Genomic DNA, 22,178 nt, shown 5'->3' with positions numbered 1-22,178 from the left:
AGGTCTCCTCAGGCGTTCTTGATGTCGGATTGCGGAGGTTCGTATTCGCGGCCTGCCAGCAGCTCGGCCAGCACCAGCAGATAGCGCAGCGCCATCAGCGCGCCCGAGACCGGGATCACCAGGTAGACATAGCCGACCGGCACCCGCATGGCGGGGGAAAGCTGGCCCATGCCCAGCGTGTTCATGGACAGCCGCCAGCCCAGGAAGATCAGGACCGTGGCGAAGACCAGGCCGAGCAGGGCCGCCCCGATCTGGAATATCCTGGCAAGACGGGGGCCGGAAAAGGCCAGCCCCGCTTCGACGCTGATATGGGCGGCATAGCGCACGCCCATGCCCATGGTCAGGAAGCTCATCGTGATCAGTGCATAAAGCACGAGTTCCTCGGACCAATAGAGCGAGTTGTTGAAGACATAGCGCGCAACGACCTGCATGATCGCAACCACCGTCGCCAGCAGCATCAGCGCCGTGACGGCGGCCCCTTCGAGCCAGTCGGCCACGCGGTTCAGACTGTGAAGCATATCCGGTCCCCGTCTGTTTTCTGCCTGTCCGCGCCTAGCCGTTGGCCGCCGCGATCGCCTTTTCAAGCAATTCGGGCGTCACCCTGGGGCGGAATTCGTCATAGATCGGCTGCGAGGCCTCGATGAAGGCTTCCCGGCCCTCGGGCGTCAGTTCGATCACCTCGATCTGGTCGCCGATCTCTTCCAGGATGCGGGCGTCGTCCTCGGCGGTGAATTCGCGCGCGGCGTCGCGGCCCACGATCAGCGCATCCAGCACCACCTGTTGCAGGTCCTCGGGCAGGCCGTCCCAGGTCGGCTTGTGCATCACCGCCGCATAGGTGTGATAGGCGTGGGCCGTCAGGGTCAGGTATTTCTGCACCTCGTGGAACTTCATCGAGTAGATGTTGGCGAAGGGGTTTTCCTGTCCCTCGACCACGCCCTGCTGAAGGCCGTTGTAGACCTCGGTATAGGCCATTGCGGTCGGGTTGGCGCCATAGGCGCGATAGGTGGCCAGAATGGCCGGGGCCTGCAAGGTGCGCATCTTGATGCCGCGCAGATCGTCCGGCCCGGTGATCGGGCGGATGTTGTTGGTCATGTGGCGAAAGCCCGCGCCCCACATCGCCATGCCCTTGAGGTTGTTGGCGTCCAGCGTGGCCAGGACCTCGCTTCCGACCTCGCCGTCCAGCAGGCGCTTCAGCCCCTCGTCGTCGTTGACCAGGAAGGGCAGGTCGAAGAGATACATCTGCTCGTTGAAGTTCGCGAGGTTGCCGGTTGGCGGGATCGCGATATGGACCAGCCCCATCTGGGTCTGCTCGATGATCTCGACATCGCCGCCCAGGACGGCGGCGGGGCGGATATCGACGGCGATGCGGCCGTCGGAATTCTTTTCGACCTCTTCCTTGAAGATCACCGCCGCGCGGGCGTTGGGGGTGTCCTCGGTCAGCACATGGGCGAAGGTCAGGCGATGTTCCTGCGCGCCCGCTGCGGCGCCGATGCACAACGCAAGGGCGGTGGTGATGGAAAATCCAAGTTTCTTCATTTTGTCAGTCTCCCTGTCGTGAGGTTTCAGATATTGGGACGGCCCAGCAGGTCGCTGCCGGTGCCGATACGGCCCTCGACGGCGCGTCCGGCCGCCAGAAGGGCGGTTTCGTCGAAGGGCGGGGCCATCAGTTGCAACCCGACCGGCAGGCCCTGCGCATCCGGCCCGGCAGGCAGGCTGAGCGCGCACCAGCCGAACAGGTTGGCGATGACGGTATTGCGCAATGCCATCATGTTGGCGTGGGCGTAATCGGCGGGTTCCGCGATATCGGCAAGGCGCGGCGGCGCGATGGCGGCAGTCGGGCAGGCCAGCAGGTCGCATTGCGCAAAGACCTCGCGCGCGGCCTGCCCGCGCAGATGCAATTCTTCGCGGCGGCGCAGGTATTCGGGGGCGCTGATGGCGTCCGCCCCCGCGACCCGCAGGCGGACCACGGGGTCCAGCCGCTCGATCCGTTCGGGACCATTCCGGTCAAGCCAGGCGCGCAATTCGGGCGCCGCAAGGCCGCCCTGCCGGAAGATGTCGAAAACCTCGTCGCAGCCGGGCAGGGTCAGGCGGACCAGAACGGCCCCCGCGCCTTCCAGGTCGCGCAGGGTGTCCTGGACGCGGGCAAGGACCCCCGCATCGCCGTCCCAGAAGAAATTTTCGGGCACCCCGATGCGCAGCCCGGACAGGTCGCGCGGCTGCGCCATGCCGGGGCCGCGCGGGTCCAGCGCGGCGAATCCATATGCCAGGTCGGCGGCGCTGCGCGCCAGCAGGCCCGGCGTGTCCAGAGAAGGCGAAAGCGGCACGATCCCGTCGCTTTCCCACAGGCCGAAGGTCGTCTTCAGCGCGGCTTGCCCGCAGAACGACGCCGGCACCCGGACCGAGCCTGCCGTATCCGTCCCAAGCGCCAGCAGTGCCGAGCCTTCTGCCAGCGACACCCCCGCACCCGAGCTTGAGCCACCGGGCACCCGCGCGCCATCCGCGCCCGACCAGGGGTTGAGCGGGGTGCCCCAATGCGCATTGACCCCCAGCCCGCCAAAGGCGAATTCGACGGTATGGGTCTTGCCCGTGACCACGCCCAATTGCCCCAGCAGCCGCGACACCAGCGGCCCGGCGGCGGAATACGCATCGGGAAAGGCCGTGTCGGTTCCCGCGAAAACCGGCAGGCCGGGCACGCCGAACAGGTCCTTGACGGAAACCGGAATCCCCATCAGCGGTCCCAGGTCGCGGCCCGCGGCCAGCAGCGCGTCGATGGCCCGCGCCTGCTCCAGCGCCCGCGCGCCGTCCCATGTCTTGTAGGCGTTGAGCGCGGCACCCCCCGCCTGATGGGCCGCGATCGCCCGATCCGCCAGCGCCTCGGCCCGCAATGCGCCGCTGCGCAGATCCCGCGCGATGGATTCAAGCGGCTGATCGACCGTCATCCCGTTCTCCTGCCTGGGGTGAAACCTGCTTACACAGTGGCCGCGAAATCCGGTTACGGGAAGGGCGGGTTTTTCCCCCTTGCACCGGAAGCGACCCTATAAAGCGGATAAGATTTTCTACATAACTAATCGAATATAAACAGAAATAAAAATAAATAGGTAACCTTATCCGGCACCGTTGCCGGATCGGCAAAGCCCTGTTGCCCGCTTCATGCTCGCAGCAGTGGCAGGTTTGCCTATCTTCGGGCAAGCCGATCACAAAGGAGAACGACAGATGGCGCATGAAGTGGAAAACAGGCTGAAGGACCTTGGCATCATTCTGCCCCGCCCGCCGAAACCCGTGGGCAATTTCGTGCCCGGCGTGGTGGTGGGGAATATCCTCTATACCTCGGGGACGTTGGGCACGCAGCCGGATGAAAACGACAACGACGTCTTGCCCTATGTCGGCAAGGTCGGCGCGGATCTGACCATCGAGGAAGGCTATGCCTCGGCCCGGCTGATGGCGATCAACCATCTGGCGATGATGAAGGCGGTGCTGGGCGATCTGGACCGGGTGAAGCGCATCGTCAAGATGATCGGCTACATCACCTGCGCCAAGGATTTCACCATGCCGCACCTGGTGCTGAACGGGGCGTCCGACCTGTTCGTCCAGATCTGGGGCGAAGAGCGCGGCAAGCACGCCCGTGCCGCGCTGACCCAGCACGAACTGGGTTTCAACGCCCCGGTCGAGGCCGATCTGACGGTCGAGCTTCATTCCTGAAGCGGGGCCTGAACCCCGTCCTGGATCCCGGCCACCTCCTGCCGCGCCTCGTGCATGAAAGCGGCCAGCGTGTCGCTTAGAAAGGACTGCGCGGCAGGGGGCAGGACATGCTCGCGCCGGATCACCGCATAGATGTGGCGGTGCTGGAATTCGGGGCAGATCAGATCCAGCGGAACCAGTTGGCCGCTGCCGATGGCGTCCTGCGCGGCCTGCCGGGGCATGTAGGTGATCAGGCCACAGCGAATGGCGTGATCGCACAGAAAGGCCAGGTTGTCGGCGACCACCGGCGCATTGATCGCCAGCCCTGCCCGCGCAAAGACGCGCCGCACCAGGTGGTGGATGCCGAAGGTCTCGTCCGGCAGGGCACAGGGCTGGACGGACAGCTCTGCGATGCCCAGCCCGCGCCGGGCGGCCAGCGGATGATCGGGCGGTGCCAGCGCCAGAAGCGGCTGGCACCACCGGCCCGCCTCGATCAGCGCGGGATGCGAGAAATGGTCGTAGATGAAGCCGATCTGCGCATGGCGCTGTTCAAGCATCTCAAGCACGCGCTGGCGGCCGCAGGCGCGCAGGTGAAAGGCGACGCCGGGGTGGTGCTGGCGGAACTGCGCGATCCGGTCCGACAGGAAGGGGCGGGTGATGCCCTCGACCGTCGCGATCCGCACCTTGCCCCGGCGCAGCGCGTTCAGATCGGCGATATCCTCGCCGATGCGGTCCAGCCGGTCCTGTATCGCTTCCAGGTGGGTCAGCAGCACCCGCCCCGCCTGGGTCAGCACGACGCCATCGGCGCGCCGCTCGATCAGTTGGGCGTTCAGCCCGTGTTCAAGCCGCGCGATCTGCCGACTGATCGCGGAAGGGGCGATCCCAAGGCGCTCTGCCGCCTGGCGGATCGAATCCGACCGCGCCACCTCAAGGAAATAGCGCCCGCCGCCAAGGGACAGGACATCCGCAACGGGACGCAGATCGGGGTCATCGCCTGCCAACTCGCGCCTCCCTCTCTCGTCGAAGGTCGGGGACCTTGCACCGCTCTTTCGCTTAGGATTATATACAATGCATAATACGGAGCATCTGGCAATGGGCGAAATCACCATCGGCAGCCTGGGCGGCACCATCGCCATGACGCGCCCGCATCCGGGCAGCGGCGTCACCCCCAGTCTGACGGCGCAGGCGCTGCTGGACAGCATCCCCGGCTTTGTCCCGGCCCTGCCGGTCAGCGCCCACGGCATCCTGCAACTGCCAAGCGCCTCGATCGGGCTGGGCGACATGATCGACGTCCTGCATTGGTGCGAGGCCCGCGCCGCGCAGGGCGCAAGCGCCATCGTCCTGACCCAGGGCACCGATTCGATCGAGGAAACCGCGTGGTTTCTGGACCTCTTCTGGACCCACCGGATTCCGCTGATCGTCACCGGCGCCATGCGCACGCCCGACAGTGCCGGGGCGGACGGACCCGCCAACCTGCAAGCGGCGCTGCAAGCCGCGCAGGCCGCAGAAAGCGCGGGGCGCGGTGTTCTGGTGGTGATGAACGACACGATCCACGCCGCGCGGCGGGTGCGAAAAAGCGATGCGCTGGCGGTGCAGACCTTCCATTCCGGTCCGGCGGGCGCCCTGGGGCGGATGGTCGAGGGCAGCCCGGTCTATTTCGCCCCGCCCCTGCCGCGCCACACCCTGTCCCCGCCCCGGCGCAGCGATCACGAGGTTGCGCTGGTCACCATGACCCTGGGCATGGGACCGGGCCTTTTGCGCCATGCGCTGAGTTCCGATGCGTTTTCGGCCGTGGTCATCGCCGGTTTCGGGGCGGGCCATGTGCCCTATTGGCTGGCCGGGCTGGTCGGGCAATACGCGCCACGCCGCCCGGTCGTCGTCTGCTCGCGCTGCGACACCGGGCCGACCACACGCGCCACCTACGGCTATGCCGGGTCCGAGATCGACCTGGCGAAGCGGGGCGCATGGATGGGGGGCTGGCTCTCGGCCCTGAAAGCGCGCATCCTGATCTGGGCGATTCAGGCGGGCGGCGCGCAGCCGCAAGCGATCCGCCCCATATTCGAGATCCATTCACGGGCCTAGCCCCTCGACCGCTTGCGAAACGATCATCATGGACAGCACCGTCACCCGGCCCCGCACCGCCTCGGAATTCGTCGCCCGGCAGTTGCGCGCACGGATCCTGAGCGGCACCTTGCCAGCGGGGGCGCATCTGCGCCAGAACCACATCGCCACCGAATTCGGCGTCAGTTCGACCCCCGTGCGCGAGGCCCTGCGCGAACTCGCGGCGGAAGGGCTGGTGGTCTCGGACGCGCATCGCGGCAACATGGTGCGCGGCCTGACGCTGCCCGATGTCTGCGACATCTACGAATTGCGGCTGGCGCTGGAGCCGATCCTGATCCGCCGCAGCTTTCCCCTGGTCGCCGACGACAGCCTGACCGAGGCCGAAGGGATGATCGCCCGCATGGCCGCCACCACGGACATGACAGAATGGTCGCAGATGAACCGGCACTTTCACGCGATCTTCTGGCTCAGCCACCGCGAAACCCGCCTGTTCCGCATCGTCGAAAGCCTTCAGGACGCCGCGATGCCCTATGTCGCCATGTCGCTTTACGGGCGTGACGACGAGATCGAGCGCAGCAACATCGACCACCGCGCCATCCTTGCCGCCTATCGCCAGGGCGATTGCGAACATGCGGTGACGCTGAACCACCGCCATCTGGAAGCCACCATCACCATCATCCGCGAAAAACTGGAAGGCTCTGAAAGCTGACCGCCCACCGCTGACCGTTATGCGTGGCGCCGGGCGAACGGGCACAGCAGGAAGGCCAGCACCGCAGGGCGCGGGTTCGCCGTTTCCTCGATCACCTGTCCGCGCATGGGACGCGAAACCAGCGGCGTCATTGCAGTGCTGCGGTCCTGTGGGCGGGCAATCGCGTCATTGCGTGGGCTTCCAGATCACACCCCTGACAGGTTTTGCGTTTCGGAGAAGCTTGTCTCTCGCCAAGGCCAGATCGGTCTATTCATAAACCCATTCTATCCCGAGCGGGAAATTTCCGGCATCACGCCGGCTAACCCGGTGATGTAGGTTCGGACCAGAAAAATCACGCCGATCCTGCCACGAAAATCATGCCTGTCCATATGGAGCCAACCCGTTCCGGTTGGTTCGCCGCACTTGGTCCTCGGCCCGCAGCCAATCAGTTGGATGCTGATATTGCTTGCGATTATCTTGTCGTCGGAGGCGGCTGGGTCGGACTGCACTGTGCCCGCCGGTTGGGCAAGCTGACCCCCGACGCCCGTGTCGTCCTGGTCGATGCCGGGCGCATCGGCGACGGCGCGGCCGGCCGTTGCGCCGGTTTTGCGATCGATCTGGCGCATAATCCGCGCAACAAGCACTTTGCCGAGGATAAAAAGGGCAACGAGGAAGAGTTCCACGTCAACAGCGAGGGGATCGACTATCTTCGCCAGGCGGTCGAGGAAATGGGCGTCGATTGCGACTGGGACCCTGCGGGCAAATACCATGCCGCGGCGACGGAACGCGGGCAGAAATGCCTGACCGAAATGTCCGCCGCGCTGAAGCAGATCGGCAAGGAACATCGCTGGCTGGGACGGGAGGAAATCCAGGCCCGCACCGGATCGAAGCATTCTTTCGCGGCGATCCACACCCCCGGCACCATCCTCATGCAGCCGACGAAATACCTGGTGAACATGGCTGCGGCGCTGCCGAAGCTCTATACCTATGCCTTGATGGCCCGGCTGTTGACGCCGTCCGAGATGGCCGTGATCGGCGCCAGCGGACCCTTCGGCGTCATCCCGGCCGAAAGCTTCGGCGCGACCATGCGGCTGACCGACGACAACCGGCTGCTCCTGCGCAACGTTTATTCCTATGCCCGCAACTTCCGCTCGAACCTGGGCGACGTGGAATATGCCCGCAAGCACCACGAGGTGGCGTTCCAGCGGCGTTACCCGGAACTGGCCCATATCGGCTACGCGCATAGCTGGGGCGGGTTGCTGACCATTGCCGAAAACGGCGGCATGATCTTCGGCGAGCTTGCGGATCGCGTCTATGGCGCGGCCTTTTGCAACGGCACCGAGGTCGCGCGCGGCACCGGCTGGGGCAAGGCGCTGGCCGAACTGGGGCTGGGGCAAAAGTCCCGCTCGAACGACATCCTGAACGCCAAGACCAGGCCGAACCGGGGATACCCGGCCTGGCTGACCGAAATCGGCGTGCGCGCCACCACGAAATGGCGGTTCTTTCGAGCCGGCAAGGAAACCTGAAGGAATATCGAAAAAAATCCGGGGCGCATAATGGGAAAAAACCCCTTTCGATTGCGTGGTAAAGCGCCTTTCCATCTTCCGTCAGGGCAATATGGCGGCCTCGTCGTTCAAAAAGCTTTGTTTTCAGGTGCTTTTCAAGGTTCTTGATCGATAGGAAATGGATGGCTGGGTCACATTCATTTCCACCGCCGCGGCCGCGGAACTGCCCAGGCGCGCGGTCGCCTTGAAGGCGAAGAGGGCGCCGGGCGATGAAATCTGCCTGCGCAAGCTTTCGGACATGGCTCACCTCGCTGGCCGTTTTGCGGCGATCATAAGCCAGATCGATCGTATGCCCATCGGGCGCGACCGCATTTCCGACGCCCGGCCCCCGGCGGCTATGGATGGCCGGCGGAAGCGGGCGATCATTCATAGATTCATTTCATGGAGAGGGAAGATTTTTCGAAGGCTGGAATTTCCTTCCCCCATGATAATTTTGCCGCAGGCCTGCAACCTGGTGGGCCGTAACGGTTAACCGAAACGGTTCGTGCGCTGAAGCTGCAAGTGCAAGCGCCGATCTGACATCGCAACAAGCTAAAACAACAGGAAGGCAACCGAATGCGCAATTTTTCAGGATCGCCGCAACAATGGCCTGCACCGCAATGGGCGCCGGTGTGTCAGCGGCGCAAGATGAAACCATCCGCATGGGCGGCATGGTATGGGAAGACCTTAATCCCATCAGCCTCATCATCAGGAAATTTCTGGAGCATCAGGGCTATACGGTGGAGCTGATCGGCTTCTCGGAATGGGGGATCTCATTCGGGGCGCTGACAAGGGGTGATGTTGATATTCTTGCGTCCCAGATCAACTATGTGACCGAAGATTATTGGGCAAGGAATCACATGCGCCTGGAAAAGGTTTCGGTGCTGTCTCATGGTCTTGACCAAGGGGTGGTCGTTCCTTCTTATATGGATGTCGATTCCATCGATCAACTGAACTCGGTCCGTGACCAGGTTGATGGCAGGATCATCGGCATCGAACCCGGTTCGGGGCTGAGGCGCAATGTCGCCAATGCCGTGGATGAATACGCCCTGGATTACGAGATCATCGACGGTTCGACCGCAGCCATGATCGCCGCGCTGAGTTTTGCGCTGGAACGCGAGGAACCTATCGTGGCGATGCTGTGGGAACCGTCGTGGATGGCCGGGGCTTTTGACGTCAAGTTCCTCGCCGACCCCAACGGCACGATGCGCCCCCGCAGACCTATTACTGGATTGCAGGCAAGGGGTTTTCGGCTGAAAACCCCCTTATCCGCGAGGCGCTGGCCAGCGTTTTCATCCCTATCGAGGATATCACCCGGATCAGTGCCGACATGAATGAGGGCATCACCGTGGAACAAGCCGTGGATGCCTGGTGGGAAAGCCATGCCGACCTGGTCGAAAGATGGTCGGTCATGGCTGCGCAATAGGCCTTTTGTCGATCATTGCGCTTGCCAGCGTCATGGACAGGTTTTTTACCTGCCTCGTGCCGGCAGTCTGTCGGGGCACTGGTTGATGCCCCGGCACAGACAACACAGGACAGCAGCGATGAATGAACGGACCACGACGATCGGCAAGCTTCTCGAGATCTGGCGTTACCCCGTCAGTTCCTTGGCAGGCGAGCGGCTTGAGCTGGCCCGCATGGATGCCGGGGGCCTGCGGGGCGATCGCACCCATGCGCTGTTTGAACTGCAAAGCGGACAGATGGCCTATCCGTCGCTGATGAGAAAGTGGAACATCGCACCTGCCCTCAATGCCAGAACGCGCGACGACAGCCTGATCGAGCTTTCCCATGATCGCCAGCAGTGGTTTTGCGAAGGTGAAACCGCGTTCTTCGACCGGCTTGAGGGTATCATCGGCACAAGGGTCGGCCTGGTCCGCTATGGCGAGCGCGTCGGCTCGACCGTCGCCGAACGCAGATATTCGATGCAGCCGATTCACCTGCTGAGCCGCCAATCGCTTGCCGCGAAACGAAAGAGGTGCTGACCTAGGACGGTCGGCGTCACCCCTATGACAAGCTGGTGCTGGCAACCGGCGGGTCCGTCCGCCGCCTTCCCGGCCTTGATCGCGGGGATGGCCGTGTCCACGCCATCCGCACCGTCGAGGACGCCGCCCGTTTCCGCAAGGCCCTGCGGCCCGGCTTGCGGGTGGGGATCGTGGGCGGCGGCTGGCCTGACCTGGAAATCGCGGCGGCGGCGCGGCAGATCGGCTGCGAAGTCGTGCTTTACGCCCGCCAGGACAGGCGGGCAGCTTTACGCGGTGAACGACAGGTGCCCGCACGCGGACGCATCCCTTTCGGAAGGCTTCATGGAATCCGGCAGGATCGTCTGCCCGCTGCATTTCGCCGAATTCGACCTGAAATCCGGTCAGCCGCACAATGTGCCCCCCGGCTGCGGCAGACTGCCCCGCTACAGGATCGAGATCTGGGGCCGGAACGTCCATGTCCTGCATTGACAGCCTTTCGCGGCCCCTGTTTCGCAACGGCTCACCCCTTCGAGGCAAGGCTGAAAACCTGGCTCATCATGGAAATTTCCCGCGGTCTTGGCTTGGCGCTGGCAAACCATGTCCTTGAAACCGGGGATCGTATGCGCGCCCGCCAGCGCGGCCATATCATCATCAACATCACCTTGATCGCGCGCCGGGCACCGGGCGCGGGAACCAGCCTCTATGCGCCTGCGAAATATGCGATGGAAGGCTTCAGCGCCGCGCGAATGTCGGGCGGGCCGCGATCAGGCAGGCCGCCCTTGGGCTGCTCGATCCCGGTTCCGCCGATGCGATGGGCGGATGGGACCCGCAGCTATTTCCTGACCTTGTAGCGCAGCCAGAGGACGCCATCGCCCATATCCTCGACCCCGATCAGGTCGAAGGCGACGGGGGTCACCCGGCTGTAGGGCTCGCGCGCGGTAAAGAAGCGCGGCGCGTCGGGGTTGCCGTTGGCGATGGGCGCCAGCACCATGCTGATCTCATCCACCAGCCCGTTCTGGACGAAGGACCAGTTGATCGTGCCGCCGCCGCCGACCATCAGCCGCTCGATGCCAAGGGCCTTGAGTTTTTCCAGCATCACCCGGTAGTCGACCTGCTCGGCCCCTGCGATGATGTAGGAAATCCCCTTGCGCCGCAGATAGTCCTTGTAGCCATTGCTGGCCTTTTCGGACAGCACCTCAAGGAAATGGGCGCTGACCCCGCCATAGTCGAGCGCGGTGTTTTCCAGCGCCAGTTCCCCGCGCGGGTCGATCGAGACATAGAACATCCGGGCATCGGGTTCGGTCAGGAAATCGCCCGCCGGGACTTCGGGCGCGTTTTCATCGAGTTGCGGCACCTTGTAATGGGTGATGTTGTCCTCGGTCGAGCGCTTGCCGTTCAGATAGGCGTCGATGTCCAGCCGCTGCCGACCGGGCGTCAGCGCGATGTCCTGGTAATGCCGGCTGCCCGCGCGAAACTCGGGCAGGTCCATCGAGTTGATCCCGCCATCAAGCGCGGTATGGGTGTGAATGATGACATAGGGCCGGTTCATGTCTTGTCCTTTCCGAAATCTCCGCGGTGCAGCCCGTGCCACAGTTTCCCCGCGCGGTGGCTTACGTTACGCCAGATGTTCGCCGAAGAACGCGGCGATGCGGTCGAAGGGGATCTTGTCCATGCGGTCGTAGAGATCGACGTGATCGGCGCCCTCGATGATCACCAGTTCCTTCGGCTCGGTGGCGGCTGCATGGGCATCCTCGCTGAAATAGCGCGAGTGGGCGTTTTCACCCGCGATCAGCAGGATCGGGCGCGGCGCGATTTCCGCGATATGGGTCAGCAGCGGCATGTTCATGAAGGACAGCGGATTGGTCACGGTCCAGCCCGCATTCGAGTTCACCGAGCGCGGATGATAGCCGCGATCCGTCTTGTAATAGTTCCAATACATGGTGACGACCGGATCGTCGATGCCCTCGAGGCTGTCGGGCAGACCGCCGGCCAGTGCAGGCGTGCCGCTTTCGGCATCGGCCCAACGCTGGCGGCTGAGTTGGTCCAGCATCTGCGCGCGATCTTCGGCGGACAGCGCGTCGTAATAACCGCGCGCCATGACACGCGACATGTCATACATGCTAGTGGTGGTGACGGCCTTGACGCGCTTGTCCGCCGCCGCCGCGTTCAGTGCCATGCCTGCGAAGCCGCAGATGCCGATGATCCCGATTCGCTCGCGGTCCACGGACGGGTGCAGGCCAAGGTAATCGACGGCGGCCATGAAATCCTCGGTGTTGATATCGGGCGAGGCGACCGGGGCGATGCCGGTGCCGCTTTCACCGACGAAGGACGGATCGAAGGCCAGCGTGGCAAAGCCGCGTTCCGCCATCGTCTGCGCATAGAGACCCGCCGCCTGTTCCTTCACCGCGCCAAAGGGTCCGGCGATGGCCAGCGCCGGAAGACGGGCGTTGCGGTCCCTGGGCAGATAGAGATCGCCCGTCAGCGTGATGCCGTAGCGGTTGGTGAACGTCACCTTCTCATGATCGACGTTTTCGTTGCGGGGGAAGGTCTTGTCCCAGTCCTGGTTCATGGCATTGTCTCCGGTTGCGGGTGAGGATTGCGCCAGGCTGGACCCGGCGCCCAGCATGATGGCCGTGCTTGCGGCGACAGTTCCCCGAAGCAGGGTTCTGCGATTGAGGCGATCGTTCAACGGGATGTCTCCTTCCGTTCATGGGTTGGGTGCTACCAGGCACAGGCCTGCGGCGCCTCGCCGCTCGGTCCGGGCCAGATTGCGTCCAGCTTGGCCAGCACCTCGCCCGAGGGCTTGACCGATGGCGCCTTCAGGTTCTGCTGCAACTGCTCGACCGTGCGGGACCATCGCCTGCCAAATCTCTTCCCAGGGCGTCGCCCGGTCGATGTGGTGGGTTTTCAGCCGCGTGAGGCTGGTCTCACAGGCGCGGCGGAAGTGGTAGGCGGACGGTATTTGTCGTTCGGCCCGGTCTCCATCGGCTGATAGGCCTTGGTGGCCAGCGCGATCCTGTCGCGGCGCGAGGCGTCCTGCGCCAGCCAGTCGCTGATGATTTCCTCGGATGTGCCATAACCCTGCGCCATATCGGGCGATTGCGGCCCGCCATCGTGCCAGGCGTGATGCGGCTGACCCGCAGGCCGGTGCGGCCAAGATGCGTATGCTCCATGCCCTTACACCCGCAAAAGCGTCTTGATGGCACGGCGTTCGTCCATCGCACGATAGCCCTCGGCCACGTCCTCCAGCGGCAGGGACAGGTCGAAGACCTTGCCGGGGTTGATCTTGCGCGACAGCACGAGGTCCAGCAGATGCGGCATGAATCGACGCACCGGGGCCGGGCCGCCCAGCAGGTTCTTCTGGGCAAAGAACAGGTAGTCGCCAGCAAGCTCGACCCCATGCGGCACACCGACGAAACCGATGGAGCCGCCCGGGCGGGCGCAGTCGATAGCCTGATGCATGGATTCGTCGGTGCCCACGCATTCCAGCACCGAATCCGCCCCGACATGGCCGGTCAGTTCGCGGATGCGGGCCACGCCCTCGGCGCCGCGTTCCGTCACGATGTCGGTCGCGCCGTATTCCAACGCCAGATCCTGCCGGGACTTGTGGCGGCTCATGGCGATGATGCGTTCGGCGCCCATCTGCTTGGCGGCCAGCACGCCCATTATGCCCACGGCGCCGTCGCCCACGACCGCGACGGTCGAGCCGGGCTGCACCCGCGCCGCATCCGCCGCATACCAGCCGGTGCCCAGCACGTCCGAGACCGCCAGCAGGCTGGGGATCAGGTCGTCGTCGGGCTGGCTGTCAAGCGCGACCAGCGTGCCGTCGGCCAGCGGCACACGGGCATAAGGTGCCTGCGCGCCGGTCATGAACTCGCGTTGTTCGCATGACGACTGAAAGCCGTGGCGGCAATGCGGACAGGTGTTGTCGGACAGCACGAAGGAACCCACGACGAACTGCCCCGGCCTGACCGAGGTGACGGCGCTGCCGACCTCGATCACGGTGCCGCAATATTCGTGGCCCATGTGCATCGGCTCATCAAGCGGTTGCAGCCCACGGAACGGCCACAGGTCGGACCCGCAGATGCAGGTCGCGGCCAGCCTGATGATGGCATCGGTGGGCTTGAGGATCTGCGGTTCGGCCACATCCTCGAAGCGGACATCGCCGGGGGCGTGAAGGACGGTTGCTTTCATGGTCGGGTCCCTTTCGGTTCAGGTGCCGTATTCGGCGTCACTGACATGCTCCAGCCAGTCCACGGCCTTGCCGTCCCGGACCTCTTGCAGCGCGATATGGGTCATGGCGACCTCGGGCGCGGCGCCGTGCCAGTGCTTTTCTCCCGGCTCGAACCACACGACATCGCCGGGGCGGATCTCCTCGACCGGGCCGCCTTCGCGCTGGACGCGGCCGAGGCCGGAGGTGATGATCAGCGTCTGGCCCAGCGGATGGGTGTGCCATGCGGTGCGGGCGCCCGGCTCGAAGGTGACATGGGCGCCCTGCACCCGGTCCGGCGCGGCGGGGTTGAAGAGCGCGTCGATGCGGACGCGGCCGGTGAACCACTCGGCGGGGCCGGGGCGTGAGGGTGTCTGCCCGGAACGAAAGATCTGCATGGGAACCTCCTTACAGGGTTTCGATACGCAGCGGATGCTCGCCACGCACCAGCAGCGGCGCAGGGCCGCCATCCAGCCGCCCGAGCCGGATCAGCCCGCGCGACCAGCGATAGGGGGCATGGAACATTGCCAGGTTGCCCCAGGGCGCATAATAGCAGAGATCGCCGATGGCCTCGTTGCCGAAGCGGGTGGCGCCGTCCCCGGCCAGCTTGTGCGGCAGGTAGGCGATCTTTTCGTTGGTCGAGTAATCAGTGATGGTCAGATCCAGCGGCAGCATGGAAAGCAACTCGCGGGCGGGTTGGGCGTTTTCCAACGTGGCGGTGAAGTTCTGATCGGCGAAGAGGAATCTGATCCGCATGGTGGTGTCGTCCTGAGCGCGAAGGAAGGTGGGCAGGGCGAGGCTGGCGGCGGTGGCGGCCAGCAGGTTGCGGCGGGAGATGGCCATCTCAGGCTCCTTTCGGTTTCAGCATGTGCCTGCCGTCACGGATCAGGGCGAGGGCAAGGATGGCCAGCACCACGCTGCCGACGAAGGTGGCCCGGATCGAGAGACCGTCCAGCAGCAGCCCGCCCACCACCGCGCCCAGCAGGATGGCCCCCTGGATCGCGGCCACCATCAGGCTGCCGCCGGCCTCGGGCGCGTCATCGGCATTCTGCGACATCCAGGTCATCCAGATCACCGAGAACATGGTGTTCATCGCGCCCCAGATCGCCATGAACAGACCCGCGGCGATGACCGAATGGCCCAGAAACAGCAGCCCCAGCGTCGCCCCGCCCATGACCAGCGCCGGCAGCTTCAGGAAGGGCGCGGCATTGCCCTTGATGAAACGACCCGCCGCCCAGGTGCCGATGAAGCCGGCACAGCCGAGCAGAAGCAGCAGCGCCGAAAGCGTCGTCACGTCGACGCCGGTCACCTGTTCCAGGAAGGGGCGCAGATAGGTAAACATGCTGAAGGCCGAGCCCCAGGACAGCATACAGGCGATCAGACCGCGCCGGAAATAGGGCCGCTTCAGCAGGTCGAACAGCGCCCGGACGTCCTGCCGCGTGCGCGCCGACAGCGAGGGCAGCGCGACCACATGCCAGACCAGATTGACCGCAACGATAGGCACCAGCGCCCAGAACACCGCCCGCCAGCCGAAGATCCCGCCGAGATAGCTGCCGATCGGCGCGGCGAAGGCGGCGGCGATGGCTTGCCCGCCATACATCAGCGCCAGCGCGCGCGGCACATCCGCCGCCCGCACCAGCCGCATGATCACCGCCGTCGCCAACGCCCAGAAGCCACCGATGCAGATACCCAGGACCGCCCGCCCGATCATCAGCATAGTAAAATTCGGCGCAGCAGCGACCAGCACCAGAGACAGCAGCATCAGCCCGGTCAGCGCCACCAGCACCCATTTGCGGTTCAGCCTGCCCGCTACGGTGGTCACCAGCAGACTGGCCACAACCGCGAACAACCCGCTGACCGAGATCGCCTGCCCGGTCTGGCCCTCAGTGGCGCCCAGCCCCTCGGCCATCGAGGTCAGCAGGCTGACCGGCATGAATTCCGAGGCGATTAGCATCGCCACGCAAAGCGCCATCGACAGCACGGCGCCCCATGCGGCAGGCTTGCTGCCGGTCTGTTCCACGGTGGAAACCATCCGATGCTCCGATTGCCGGGTTCGCGCCGGATATAGCTGGTCCGCACCTTGCCGATTACCCGTTTCATTTTGATTGGACCTATCGAACAGGTCGATTAATCTGGCGCAATGGAAAAGACCGACCTCAATCAGCTCACCTGGTTCCGCATCCTGGCCGAAGAGCGCAACTTCACCCGCGCGGCGGCCCGGATCGGCGTGGCGCAATCGACGCTGAGCCACGCGATCAAGCAACTGGAAACCCGCATGGGCATCCGCCTGCTGACCCGCACCACCCGCAGCGTCACCACGACGCCCGCGGGTGAACGCCTGCTGCACACCATCACCCCGCGCCTGGCCGAGATCGAGGAAGAAATCGCCGCCCTGACCGCGCTGCGCGACAAGCCATCGGGAAGCGTCCGGCTGACGCTGTCGGATCATGCGCTGGAAAGCGTGGTCTGGCCGAAGCTGAAGCCGGTGTTGCGCGACTACCCGGATATCAGCGTCGAACTGATCCTCGACAGCAGCTTTCGCAATATCGTCGAGGACGGTTTCGATGCCGGCGTCCGTCTGGGCGAGAGCGTCGAGAAGGACATGATCGCCGTCCGCATCGGCCCCGACTGGCGGCTGGTGGCCGTAGCCTCGCCCGATTACCTGGCCGAACATGGCACGCCGCAGCACCCGCGCGATCTGATCCGGCACATCTGCATCAACATGCGCCATGAGAGCGCAGGCGGCCTCTATGCCTGGGAGTTCGAGAAGGACGGGCAGGAGTTGCGGGTCCGGGTGGACGGGCAACTGGCCTTCAACAATTCCTACGCCATGATCGACGCGGCGGTCAGTGGCTACGGCATCGCCTATGTCCCCGAGGACATCGTTGCCGCGCAGGTCGCATCCGGCGCGCTGATACAGGTGCTGGACGACTGGTCGCCCATGTTCGACGGATATTTCCTCTATTACCCCAGCCGCCGACAGAACCTGCCCGCATTCAGGGTCATCGTCGACGCACTAAGACACAGGGGTGGATATTTTCCTTTCAGATCCGGCCCGCACCCTTCAAAAGCACCAACCGCAATTTGATCAAATGTTGCAAGAGATAAGGCTGCATCACGATTGCCGTCACCGACAGCATTACGCTGAAGGCAGAGGCGACGCCAGCGGCGTTTTCGCCTGAATTTTCGCACCATACAACCACAAAAACTGTAAAGGCCATGCCTGCCGTTGCAAGATAAGGAAATCCGTTGAAGAAAAACGGTAATATTTTGCATAGGATGAAAATCAGCTGCGCTGGAATAATAAGGAATATTGCTGGGTGGTCAGATTTTATATGTCACAATATTATAATAATAAGCGCATAGAATAGAGCAAGAGAAATTCCTCCCCAAAGCAGGAAATTGCGAGAATTGAACGTTTGAGGATAAATTTTTCTTACCGCCATTGAACTATCTCGCCATCTCTAGCTTGGCCTTTCAGGCTGTTTACAGAAGGGCGGATACTATCTTCAATCGCACAATGGAAATCGAGTCCCATATTGACCTGCCGCAGGCCTTTCATTCAGCCGCAGCAGGAGTTCGATCAGTATTGACGCGGGTCAAGCGATCATCCCGTGTGTGGAACCTGCATCTTGCGCCGGCGGGGTTCGGCTTTCGCAGGAAGACCGTCTTGTGAGCAATCTTTTCAGCCGCTTTCCGGCCTGCCTTTCAGCATAGGCTTACCCGCGATATAGGTTTGACGGATGGCGCGGTCGTCGCCCAGGATTTGCAGGATGAACAGTTCTTCGGCCAGGGTTTCGGCGCGTTCCATGCGCAGGGCCATCGCGGAGGTGGCGCGGGCGTCCAGCACGATGAAATCGGCGTCGGTGCCGGGGTCTAGCGTGCCGATGCGGTCCTCAAGGCCCAAGGCGATGGCGTTGCCGCGCGTGGCCCAGTGGAAGGCGGCCAGCGGGTGCAGCTTCTGGCCGCGCAATTGCAGGATCTTGTAGCCCTCGTTCAGGGTTTGCAGCATGGAATAGCTGGTGCCGCCGCCGACATCGGTGGCGATGCCGCTGGTGACGCCCGCCGCGCGCAACCCCGCCTCGTCGAACAGCCCCGAGCCGAGGAACAGGTTCGAGGTCGGGCAGAAGATCGCGCGGCTGCCGGTCTCGGCCATGCGGGCGATCTCGCGCGGCTCGAGGTGGATCGAATGGCCGAGCATGAGCTTCGGCCCCAGCAGGCCGTGGGTTTCGTAGATGTCCAGATAATCGCGTGCCTGCGGGTAAAGCTCCAGCGTATAGGCGATCTCGTCGCGGTTTTCGGACAGGTGGGTCTGGATGTGGCAGTCGGGATGTTCGCGGGCGAGCTGGCCCGCCATCTCCATCTGTTCGGGCGTCGAGGTGATCGCGAAGCGCGGCGTGATCGCGTAACGCTGGCGCCCTCGCCCGTGCCATCTGGCGATCAGCGCCTTGCTGTCGTCATAGCCCTGTTGCGGCGTGTCCAGCACCGTGTCGGGGGCGTTGCGATCCATCATCACCTTGCCTGCGATCATCGCCATGTCGCGTGATTGCGCAGCGGCGAAAAGCGCGTCCGCCGATTGGGGATGGACCGAGCAGAAGGCCAGCGCCGAGGTCGTGCCGTGCGACAGCAGCAGGTCGAGAAACGCCTCGGCCATGAGCGCGGCATGAGCGGGATCACCGAAGCGCGCCTCGGACGGGAAGGTATAGGTGTTGAGCCAGTCGAGAAGCTGCGCCCCCCAGCTTGCGATCACCTGCACCTGCGGGAAATGGATATGCGGGTCGATGAAGCCCGCCATGATCAGATGCGGGCGGTGATCGGTTTCCGGGATCGTGCCGTCCTGCAGTTCGGCATAGTCGCCGAGCGCGGCGATGCGGCCACCTTCGGTGATCAGCGCGCCGTCCGGGTAATAGCGGTGCGAATCCTCGCTGGTGGCGGGGTCGGCGTGGAAATTCAGGATCCGGCCTCGGATGAGATGTTTCATGGGTATTTTTCTGATGAAGAAATGGTTGCGGTCAGGCGCGTGACGATCTCGGCCGCGGTCAGGGCGGCGATGATCTGGGGGCGTTTGTCGCGGCAGGGTTTGTCGCGGTCCGGCCCGGCGCCGATGGGGCAGGTCAGGCGCGCGGGGTCGGCGCCCTGGCTGCGGGCGAAACGCTGGAACTGCGCGCGTTTTGTGGCGCTGCCGATCATGCCGACATAGGGGGCGTCGCGACGTTTGAGCGCCTCGATGGCCAGCAGGAAATCCAGCGCGTGGTCGTGGGTGAGGATGACATGGGAGGTGCCTTGGGGGGCGTCGCGGATCTCGGCCTCGGGCAGGGGGGTGAGGCGGGTGACGAGGCCGGTGGCCTGCGCCAGCTCCTCGGGGCGCTGGTCGATCAGGATGGGCCGGACCGGCAGCAGGTCCAGCGCGCGGGCCAGCGCCCGTCCGACATGGCCCGCGCCGAAGATCAGCACCTGCGGTTTTGGCGGTTCGGGCGGAAGGTTTGCTACCCGTTCCAGTTGCAGACCGACACGTCCGCCGCAGCACTGGCCGATCTCGGGGCCGAGGGGGATGTCCATTTCGGTCCGCGTCTCGCCGCGCGCCAGCATGGCCCGCGCGCGGTCGATGGCCATGTATTCAAGCTGCCCGCCGCCGATGGTGCCGTGCAGCGCCGTGGGGGTCACGAACATCTGCGCCCCTGCCTCGCGCGGGGTCGAGCCTTTGGCCGAGGTGACGCGGATGCGGATCATCTGCGCAGCCGCTCGATCGCCGTCAGCACCCGTTCCGGCGTCGCGGGCGCGTCGAGGCGCGGGCAGGTGCGGTAATCGTCGAAGGAGGCGACCGCGTGGCCGAGCGCCTCGAAGACCGAGATGCCCAGCATGAAGGGCGGCTCGCCCACGGCCTTGGAGCGTTTGATCGTCGCCTCGCGGTTGATCGACCAGTCGGCCAGCCGGACGTTGAAGATCTTGGGCCGGTCGGATGCCAGCGGGATCTTGTAGGTGGACGGCGCATGGGTGCGCAGCCGGCCCTTGTCGTCCCACCACAGTTCTTCCGAGGTCAGCCAGCCCGCACCCTGCACGAAGGCGCCCTCGACCTGGCCCTTGTCCAGCGCGGGGTTCAGGCTGCGGCCCACGTCGTGGATCACGTCGGCGCGTTCGATCACGTATTCGCCGGTCAGCGTATCGACCGAGACCTCGGAACAGGCGGCGCCATAGGCGTAGTAGTAGAAGGGGCGCCCGCGTCCGGTCTCGCGGTTCCAGTGGATCTTGGGCGTCTTGTAAAAGCCCGCCGCCGAAAGCTGGATCCGTGCCAGATAGGCGGTGCGGACGAAGTCCTGGAAGCTGATCCGCTCATCCCCGATCTGGACGGTTTCGCCGATCTCGACCAGTTCGGGCGGGACGCCCTTTTCCTGCGCGGCGAAGGCGGTCAGGCGCTGGACCAGTTGCTGGCAGGCGTCCAGCGCGGCCATCCCGTTCAGGTCGGTGCCCGAACTTGCCGCCGTGGCCGAGGTGTTGGGCACCTTTTCGGTCGTGGTTTTCGTGATCTTGATGCGGTCGATGCTGACGCCAAGCGCCTCGGCCACGACCTGCGCGACCTTGGTGTTCAGGCCCTGGCCCATCTCGGTCCCGCCGTGGTTGAGGTGGATCGAGCCGTCGTTGTAGATATGGACCAGCGCGCCCGCCTGGTTGAACCATGTGGCGGTGAAGCTGATGCCGAATTTTACCGGCGTCAGCGCGATCCCCTTGCGGATGGTGCTGCCCCTGGCGTTCCAGTCCAGCACCGCGCGGCGGCGGGCGTGATAATCGGCGCTTTCCTCGAGTTCCGCGAAGATGCGGGGCAGGATCTGGTCCTCGACCTCTTGGTGATAGGGGGTGAGCTGGCCGTTTTCGTAAAGGTTGGCCTTGCGGATCTCCAGCGGGTCGCGGCCAAGGGCATAGGCGATTTCCTCGACGAAGCGTTCGGCGGCGATGACGCCCTGCGGACCGCCGAAACCGCGGAAGGCGGTGTTCGAGACGGTGTTCGTCTTCATCGGATGGCTGTGCAGTTCCACGTCGGGGTAGAAATAGGCGTTGTCGGCGTGAAACAGCGCCCGGTCCGTCACCGGCCCCGAAAGGTCCGACGAAAAGCCGCAACGGGCATAGAAATCGCCCCTGACCGCGAGGATCTTGCCGTTGTCGTCGAAGCCCAGGTCATAGTCGATGACGAAATCGTGGCGCTTGCCGGTCGCGGTCATGTCGTCGTCGCGGTCGGGGCGCAGCTTGACGGCGCGGCCCAGTTTCTTGGCGGCGATGGCGGCGACGCAGGCGAACAGGTTCATCTGCGTTTCCTTGCCGCCGAAGCCCCCGCCCATGCGGCGCACGTTCACCACCACGGCATTCGCCGCGGTGCCAAGCGCATGGGCGACCATGTGCTGCACCTCGGTCGGGTGCTGGGTCGAGACGTGGATGACGACATCCTCGTCCTCGGCGGGGATGGCCATGGCGATCTGGCCTTCCAGATAGAAGTGGTCCTGTCCGCCCACCGTCATGCGCGCGCCGATGCGGTTGGGGGATTTCTCCAACCCCTGCGCGGCATCGCCCCGGCGCAGGGTCAGGGGGGCGGTGACATAGCCCATGCCCGCATCGCGCGCGGCGATGGGGTCCAGCGCGTGGGGCAGTTCCTCGTAGTCGATCCGCGCCAGCGCGGCGGCGCGGCGGGCCTTGTCGCGGGTCTCGGCCACGACGGCAAAGACCGGCTGGCCGTGGAACTGCACCAGACCGGGCGCAAGGATGGGTTCGTCGTGCAACCCGTTGGGGCTGATATCGTTCTCGCCGGGAATATCCTCGGCGGTCATCACCCAGACGACGCCCGGCGCGGCGCGCACCGCCGACAGGTCCATCGCGGTGATGCGGCCATGCGCGACCTGCGACAGGCCCAGGCAGGCATGCAGCGTGCCCACGAGTTCCAGCAGGTCGTCGGTATATTCGGCGCGGCCGGTGACGTGCTTTTCCGCCGAATCGTGACGGATCGAGCTATGGGGCGCGCCCTTGATCTGGCTGTCCTGTTTCATCGGTAT

The 22,178-nt window shown here is 64.6% G+C and carries 23 protein-coding genes and 2 pseudogenes; 10 read left to right on the top strand and 15 right to left on the bottom strand.

The genetic code is table 11. The features are described 5' to 3' along the window. Nucleotides 1-8: 8 nt before the first annotated feature. From Q0O97_RS00690 to Q0O97_RS00680, 3 genes are read right to left on the bottom strand one after another with little or no spacing between them, the layout of a single operon-like run. Entirely contained in the window at nucleotides 9-518 is a 510-nt protein-coding gene (locus Q0O97_RS00690) for a TRAP transporter small permease (protein WP_294923318.1), read from the bottom strand. Between the two features lie 34 nt (nucleotides 519-552). Continuing rightward, on the bottom strand, nucleotides 553-1,536 hold the full coding sequence (locus Q0O97_RS00685; RefSeq protein ID WP_294923315.1) for a TRAP transporter substrate-binding protein: 984 nt from the start codon (nucleotides 1,534-1,536) through the stop codon (nucleotides 553-555). A gap of 26 nt (nucleotides 1,537-1,562) precedes the next feature. Then, nucleotides 1,563-2,939, bottom strand: coding sequence for an amidase (locus tag Q0O97_RS00680; RefSeq protein ID WP_294923312.1), 1,377 nt, complete (start codon nucleotides 2,937-2,939; stop codon nucleotides 1,563-1,565). A gap of 274 nt (nucleotides 2,940-3,213) precedes the next feature. Between Q0O97_RS00680 and Q0O97_RS00675 the strand changes: the two genes are divergently transcribed. Next, the gene (locus Q0O97_RS00675) at nucleotides 3,214-3,699 is read left to right on the top strand and encodes a RidA family protein (RefSeq protein ID WP_294923310.1); all 486 of its coding nucleotides are present in this window, start codon (nucleotides 3,214-3,216) and stop codon (nucleotides 3,697-3,699) included. Here Q0O97_RS00675 and Q0O97_RS00670 read toward each other — a convergent pair. Further along, entirely contained in the window at nucleotides 3,690-4,679 is a 990-nt protein-coding gene (locus Q0O97_RS00670) for a LysR family transcriptional regulator (RefSeq protein WP_294923307.1), read from the bottom strand. The two genes, Q0O97_RS00675 and Q0O97_RS00670, sit on opposite strands and share 10 nt — an antisense overlap. A 67-nt stretch (nucleotides 4,680-4,746) precedes the next feature. On the opposite strand from Q0O97_RS00670, the gene Q0O97_RS00665 reads away from it, so the two are divergent. From Q0O97_RS00665 to Q0O97_RS00655, 3 genes are all read left to right on the top strand, one after another. Next, nucleotides 4,747-5,760, top strand: coding sequence for an asparaginase (locus Q0O97_RS00665; protein ID WP_294923304.1), 1,014 nt, complete (start codon nucleotides 4,747-4,749; stop codon nucleotides 5,758-5,760). 28 nt (nucleotides 5,761-5,788) lie between these two features. Then, nucleotides 5,789-6,448 carry a GntR family transcriptional regulator gene (locus tag Q0O97_RS00660; RefSeq protein ID WP_294923301.1) on the top strand — a complete coding sequence of 220 codons (660 nt, stop codon included), beginning with the start codon at nucleotides 5,789-5,791 and terminating at the stop codon, nucleotides 6,446-6,448. Nucleotides 6,449-6,804: 356 nt separating this feature from the next. Then, nucleotides 6,805-7,953, top strand: a complete 1,149-nt coding sequence (locus tag Q0O97_RS00655) for an FAD-dependent oxidoreductase (protein WP_294923298.1) — start codon at nucleotides 6,805-6,807, stop codon at nucleotides 7,951-7,953. A gap of 123 nt (nucleotides 7,954-8,076) precedes the next feature. Here Q0O97_RS00655 and Q0O97_RS17455 read toward each other — a convergent pair whose 3' ends face one another. Continuing rightward, on the bottom strand, nucleotides 8,077-8,232 hold the full coding sequence (locus Q0O97_RS17455) for a LysR family transcriptional regulator (RefSeq protein ID WP_366125233.1): 156 nt from the start codon (nucleotides 8,230-8,232) through the stop codon (nucleotides 8,077-8,079). Between the two features lie 344 nt (nucleotides 8,233-8,576). Between Q0O97_RS17455 and Q0O97_RS00645 the strand changes: the two are divergent. The 5 genes and pseudogenes from Q0O97_RS00645 to Q0O97_RS00625 form a co-directional block, all read left to right on the top strand. Beyond that, a pseudogene (locus Q0O97_RS00645) lies at nucleotides 8,577-9,289 on the top strand (glycine betaine ABC transporter substrate-binding protein); the annotation flags it as partial. 226 nt (nucleotides 9,290-9,515) lie between these two features. After that, nucleotides 9,516-9,953, top strand: a complete 438-nt coding sequence (locus Q0O97_RS00635) for an MOSC N-terminal beta barrel domain-containing protein (RefSeq protein WP_294923292.1) — start codon at nucleotides 9,516-9,518, stop codon at nucleotides 9,951-9,953. 20 nt (nucleotides 9,954-9,973) lie between these two features. Then, a pseudogene (locus Q0O97_RS17450) lies at nucleotides 9,974-10,198 on the top strand (FAD-dependent oxidoreductase); the annotation flags it as partial. After that, nucleotides 10,140-10,421, top strand: a complete 282-nt coding sequence (locus Q0O97_RS00630) for a Rieske 2Fe-2S domain-containing protein (RefSeq protein WP_366125235.1) — start codon at nucleotides 10,140-10,142, stop codon at nucleotides 10,419-10,421. The pseudogene Q0O97_RS17450 and the gene Q0O97_RS00630, both read left to right, overlap by 59 nt. A gap of 68 nt (nucleotides 10,422-10,489) precedes the next feature. Continuing rightward, complete coding sequence (locus tag Q0O97_RS00625; protein ID WP_294923286.1) at nucleotides 10,490-10,783, top strand: hypothetical protein; 294 nt, start codon at nucleotides 10,490-10,492, stop codon at nucleotides 10,781-10,783. Here Q0O97_RS00625 and Q0O97_RS00620 read toward each other — a convergent pair. From Q0O97_RS00620 to Q0O97_RS00590, 7 genes are all read right to left on the bottom strand, one after another. Then, complete coding sequence (locus Q0O97_RS00620) at nucleotides 10,765-11,481, bottom strand: RibD family protein (protein WP_294923283.1); 717 nt, start codon at nucleotides 11,479-11,481, stop codon at nucleotides 10,765-10,767. The genes Q0O97_RS00625 and Q0O97_RS00620 overlap by 19 nt on opposite strands. A gap of 66 nt (nucleotides 11,482-11,547) precedes the next feature. Beyond that, nucleotides 11,548-12,501, bottom strand: coding sequence for an alpha/beta hydrolase (locus Q0O97_RS00615; RefSeq protein WP_294923280.1), 954 nt, complete (start codon nucleotides 12,499-12,501; stop codon nucleotides 11,548-11,550). 338 nt (nucleotides 12,502-12,839) lie between these two features. Beyond that, nucleotides 12,840-13,022, bottom strand: a complete 183-nt coding sequence (locus tag Q0O97_RS00610) for a hypothetical protein (protein WP_294923277.1) — start codon at nucleotides 13,020-13,022, stop codon at nucleotides 12,840-12,842. Nucleotides 13,023-13,109: 87 nt separating this feature from the next. Beyond that, complete coding sequence (locus Q0O97_RS00605) at nucleotides 13,110-14,126, bottom strand: zinc-dependent alcohol dehydrogenase family protein (RefSeq protein WP_294923274.1); 1,017 nt, start codon at nucleotides 14,124-14,126, stop codon at nucleotides 13,110-13,112. Nucleotides 14,127-14,144: 18 nt separating this feature from the next. Then, nucleotides 14,145-14,540: a cupin domain-containing protein gene (locus Q0O97_RS00600; protein WP_294923273.1), complete on the bottom strand. Its 396-nt coding sequence runs from the start codon at nucleotides 14,538-14,540 to the stop codon at nucleotides 14,145-14,147. Between the two features lie 10 nt (nucleotides 14,541-14,550). Next, the gene (locus Q0O97_RS00595) at nucleotides 14,551-14,985 is read right to left on the bottom strand and encodes a cyclophilin-like fold protein (protein ID WP_294923270.1); all 435 of its coding nucleotides are present in this window, start codon (nucleotides 14,983-14,985) and stop codon (nucleotides 14,551-14,553) included. Between the two features lies 1 nt (nucleotide 14,986). Next, nucleotides 14,987-16,174 carry an MFS transporter gene (locus Q0O97_RS00590; RefSeq protein ID WP_294923267.1) on the bottom strand — a complete coding sequence of 396 codons (1,188 nt, stop codon included), beginning with the start codon at nucleotides 16,172-16,174 and terminating at the stop codon, nucleotides 14,987-14,989. Between the two features lie 108 nt (nucleotides 16,175-16,282). On the opposite strand from Q0O97_RS00590, the gene Q0O97_RS00585 reads away from it, so the two are divergent. Further along, on the top strand, nucleotides 16,283-17,230 hold the full coding sequence (locus Q0O97_RS00585) for a LysR family transcriptional regulator (RefSeq protein WP_294923264.1): 948 nt from the start codon (nucleotides 16,283-16,285) through the stop codon (nucleotides 17,228-17,230). A gap of 597 nt (nucleotides 17,231-17,827) precedes the next feature. On the opposite strand, the gene guaD is transcribed toward Q0O97_RS00585, so the two are convergent. From guaD to xdhB, 3 genes are read right to left on the bottom strand one after another with little or no spacing between them, the layout of a single operon-like run. Further along, complete coding sequence (gene guaD, locus Q0O97_RS00580) at nucleotides 17,828-19,123, bottom strand: guanine deaminase (RefSeq protein WP_294923261.1); 1,296 nt, start codon at nucleotides 19,121-19,123, stop codon at nucleotides 17,828-17,830. Next, a complete protein-coding gene (gene xdhC, locus Q0O97_RS00575) occupies nucleotides 19,120-19,872 on the bottom strand; it encodes a xanthine dehydrogenase accessory protein XdhC (RefSeq protein WP_294923258.1) in 753 nt (250 codons plus the stop codon). Before xdhC ends, guaD begins: the two co-directional genes overlap by 4 nt. Continuing rightward, nucleotides 19,869-22,172 (bottom strand): xanthine dehydrogenase molybdopterin binding subunit, encoded by a 2,304-nt coding sequence (xdhB, locus tag Q0O97_RS00570; RefSeq protein ID WP_294923255.1) that lies wholly within the window; start codon nucleotides 22,170-22,172, stop codon nucleotides 19,869-19,871. Before xdhB ends, xdhC begins: the two co-directional genes overlap by 4 nt. Nucleotides 22,173-22,178: the final 6 nt, after the last annotated feature.

It is taken from the genome of uncultured Paracoccus sp., from assembly GCF_945915435.1.
Taxonomy (GTDB): domain Bacteria; phylum Pseudomonadota; class Alphaproteobacteria; order Rhodobacterales; family Rhodobacteraceae; genus Paracoccus.
This window is presented reverse-complemented; position numbering and strand designations above follow the sequence as displayed.

Excerpts from the sequence above, each read along its gene's own strand:
- Q0O97_RS00690 (WP_294923318.1), bottom strand. The coding sequence starts at position 518 with ATGCTTCACAGTCTGAACCGCGTGGCCGACTGGCTCGAAGGGGCCGCC.
- Q0O97_RS00685 (WP_294923315.1), bottom strand. The coding sequence starts at position 1,536 with ATGAAGAAACTTGGATTTTCCATCACCACCGCCCTTGCGTTGTGCATC.
- Q0O97_RS00680 (WP_294923312.1), bottom strand. The coding sequence starts at position 2,939 with ATGACGGTCGATCAGCCGCTTGAATCCATCGCGCGGGATCTGCGCAGC.
- Q0O97_RS00675 (WP_294923310.1), top strand. The coding sequence starts at position 3,214 with ATGGCGCATGAAGTGGAAAACAGGCTGAAGGACCTTGGCATCATTCTG.
- Q0O97_RS00665 (WP_294923304.1), top strand. The coding sequence starts at position 4,747 with ATGCATAATACGGAGCATCTGGCAATGGGCGAAATCACCATCGGCAGC.
- Q0O97_RS00660 (WP_294923301.1), top strand. The coding sequence starts at position 5,789 with ATGGACAGCACCGTCACCCGGCCCCGCACCGCCTCGGAATTCGTCGCC.
- Q0O97_RS00655 (WP_294923298.1), top strand. The coding sequence starts at position 6,805 with ATGCCTGTCCATATGGAGCCAACCCGTTCCGGTTGGTTCGCCGCACTT.
- Q0O97_RS17455 (WP_366125233.1), bottom strand. The coding sequence starts at position 8,232 with ATGTCCGAAAGCTTGCGCAGGCAGATTTCATCGCCCGGCGCCCTCTTC.
- Q0O97_RS00635 (WP_294923292.1), top strand. The coding sequence starts at position 9,516 with ATGAATGAACGGACCACGACGATCGGCAAGCTTCTCGAGATCTGGCGT.
- Q0O97_RS00625 (WP_294923286.1), top strand. The coding sequence starts at position 10,490 with ATGGAAATTTCCCGCGGTCTTGGCTTGGCGCTGGCAAACCATGTCCTT.
- Q0O97_RS00620 (WP_294923283.1), bottom strand. The coding sequence starts at position 11,481 with ATGAACCGGCCCTATGTCATCATTCACACCCATACCGCGCTTGATGGC.
- Q0O97_RS00615 (WP_294923280.1), bottom strand. The coding sequence starts at position 12,501 with ATGAACCAGGACTGGGACAAGACCTTCCCCCGCAACGAAAACGTCGAT.
- Q0O97_RS00610 (WP_294923277.1), bottom strand. The coding sequence starts at position 13,022 with ATGGCGCAGGGTTATGGCACATCCGAGGAAATCATCAGCGACTGGCTG.
- Q0O97_RS00605 (WP_294923274.1), bottom strand. The coding sequence starts at position 14,126 with ATGAAAGCAACCGTCCTTCACGCCCCCGGCGATGTCCGCTTCGAGGAT.
- Q0O97_RS00600 (WP_294923273.1), bottom strand. The coding sequence starts at position 14,540 with ATGCAGATCTTTCGTTCCGGGCAGACACCCTCACGCCCCGGCCCCGCC.
- Q0O97_RS00595 (WP_294923270.1), bottom strand. The coding sequence starts at position 14,985 with ATGGCCATCTCCCGCCGCAACCTGCTGGCCGCCACCGCCGCCAGCCTC.
- Q0O97_RS00590 (WP_294923267.1), bottom strand. The coding sequence starts at position 16,174 with ATGGTTTCCACCGTGGAACAGACCGGCAGCAAGCCTGCCGCATGGGGC.
- Q0O97_RS00585 (WP_294923264.1), top strand. The coding sequence starts at position 16,283 with ATGGAAAAGACCGACCTCAATCAGCTCACCTGGTTCCGCATCCTGGCC.
- guaD (WP_294923261.1), bottom strand. The coding sequence starts at position 19,123 with ATGAAACATCTCATCCGAGGCCGGATCCTGAATTTCCACGCCGACCCC.
- xdhC (WP_294923258.1), bottom strand. The coding sequence starts at position 19,872 with ATGATCCGCATCCGCGTCACCTCGGCCAAAGGCTCGACCCCGCGCGAG.
- xdhB (WP_294923255.1), bottom strand. The coding sequence starts at position 22,172 with ATGAAACAGGACAGCCAGATCAAGGGCGCGCCCCATAGCTCGATCCGT.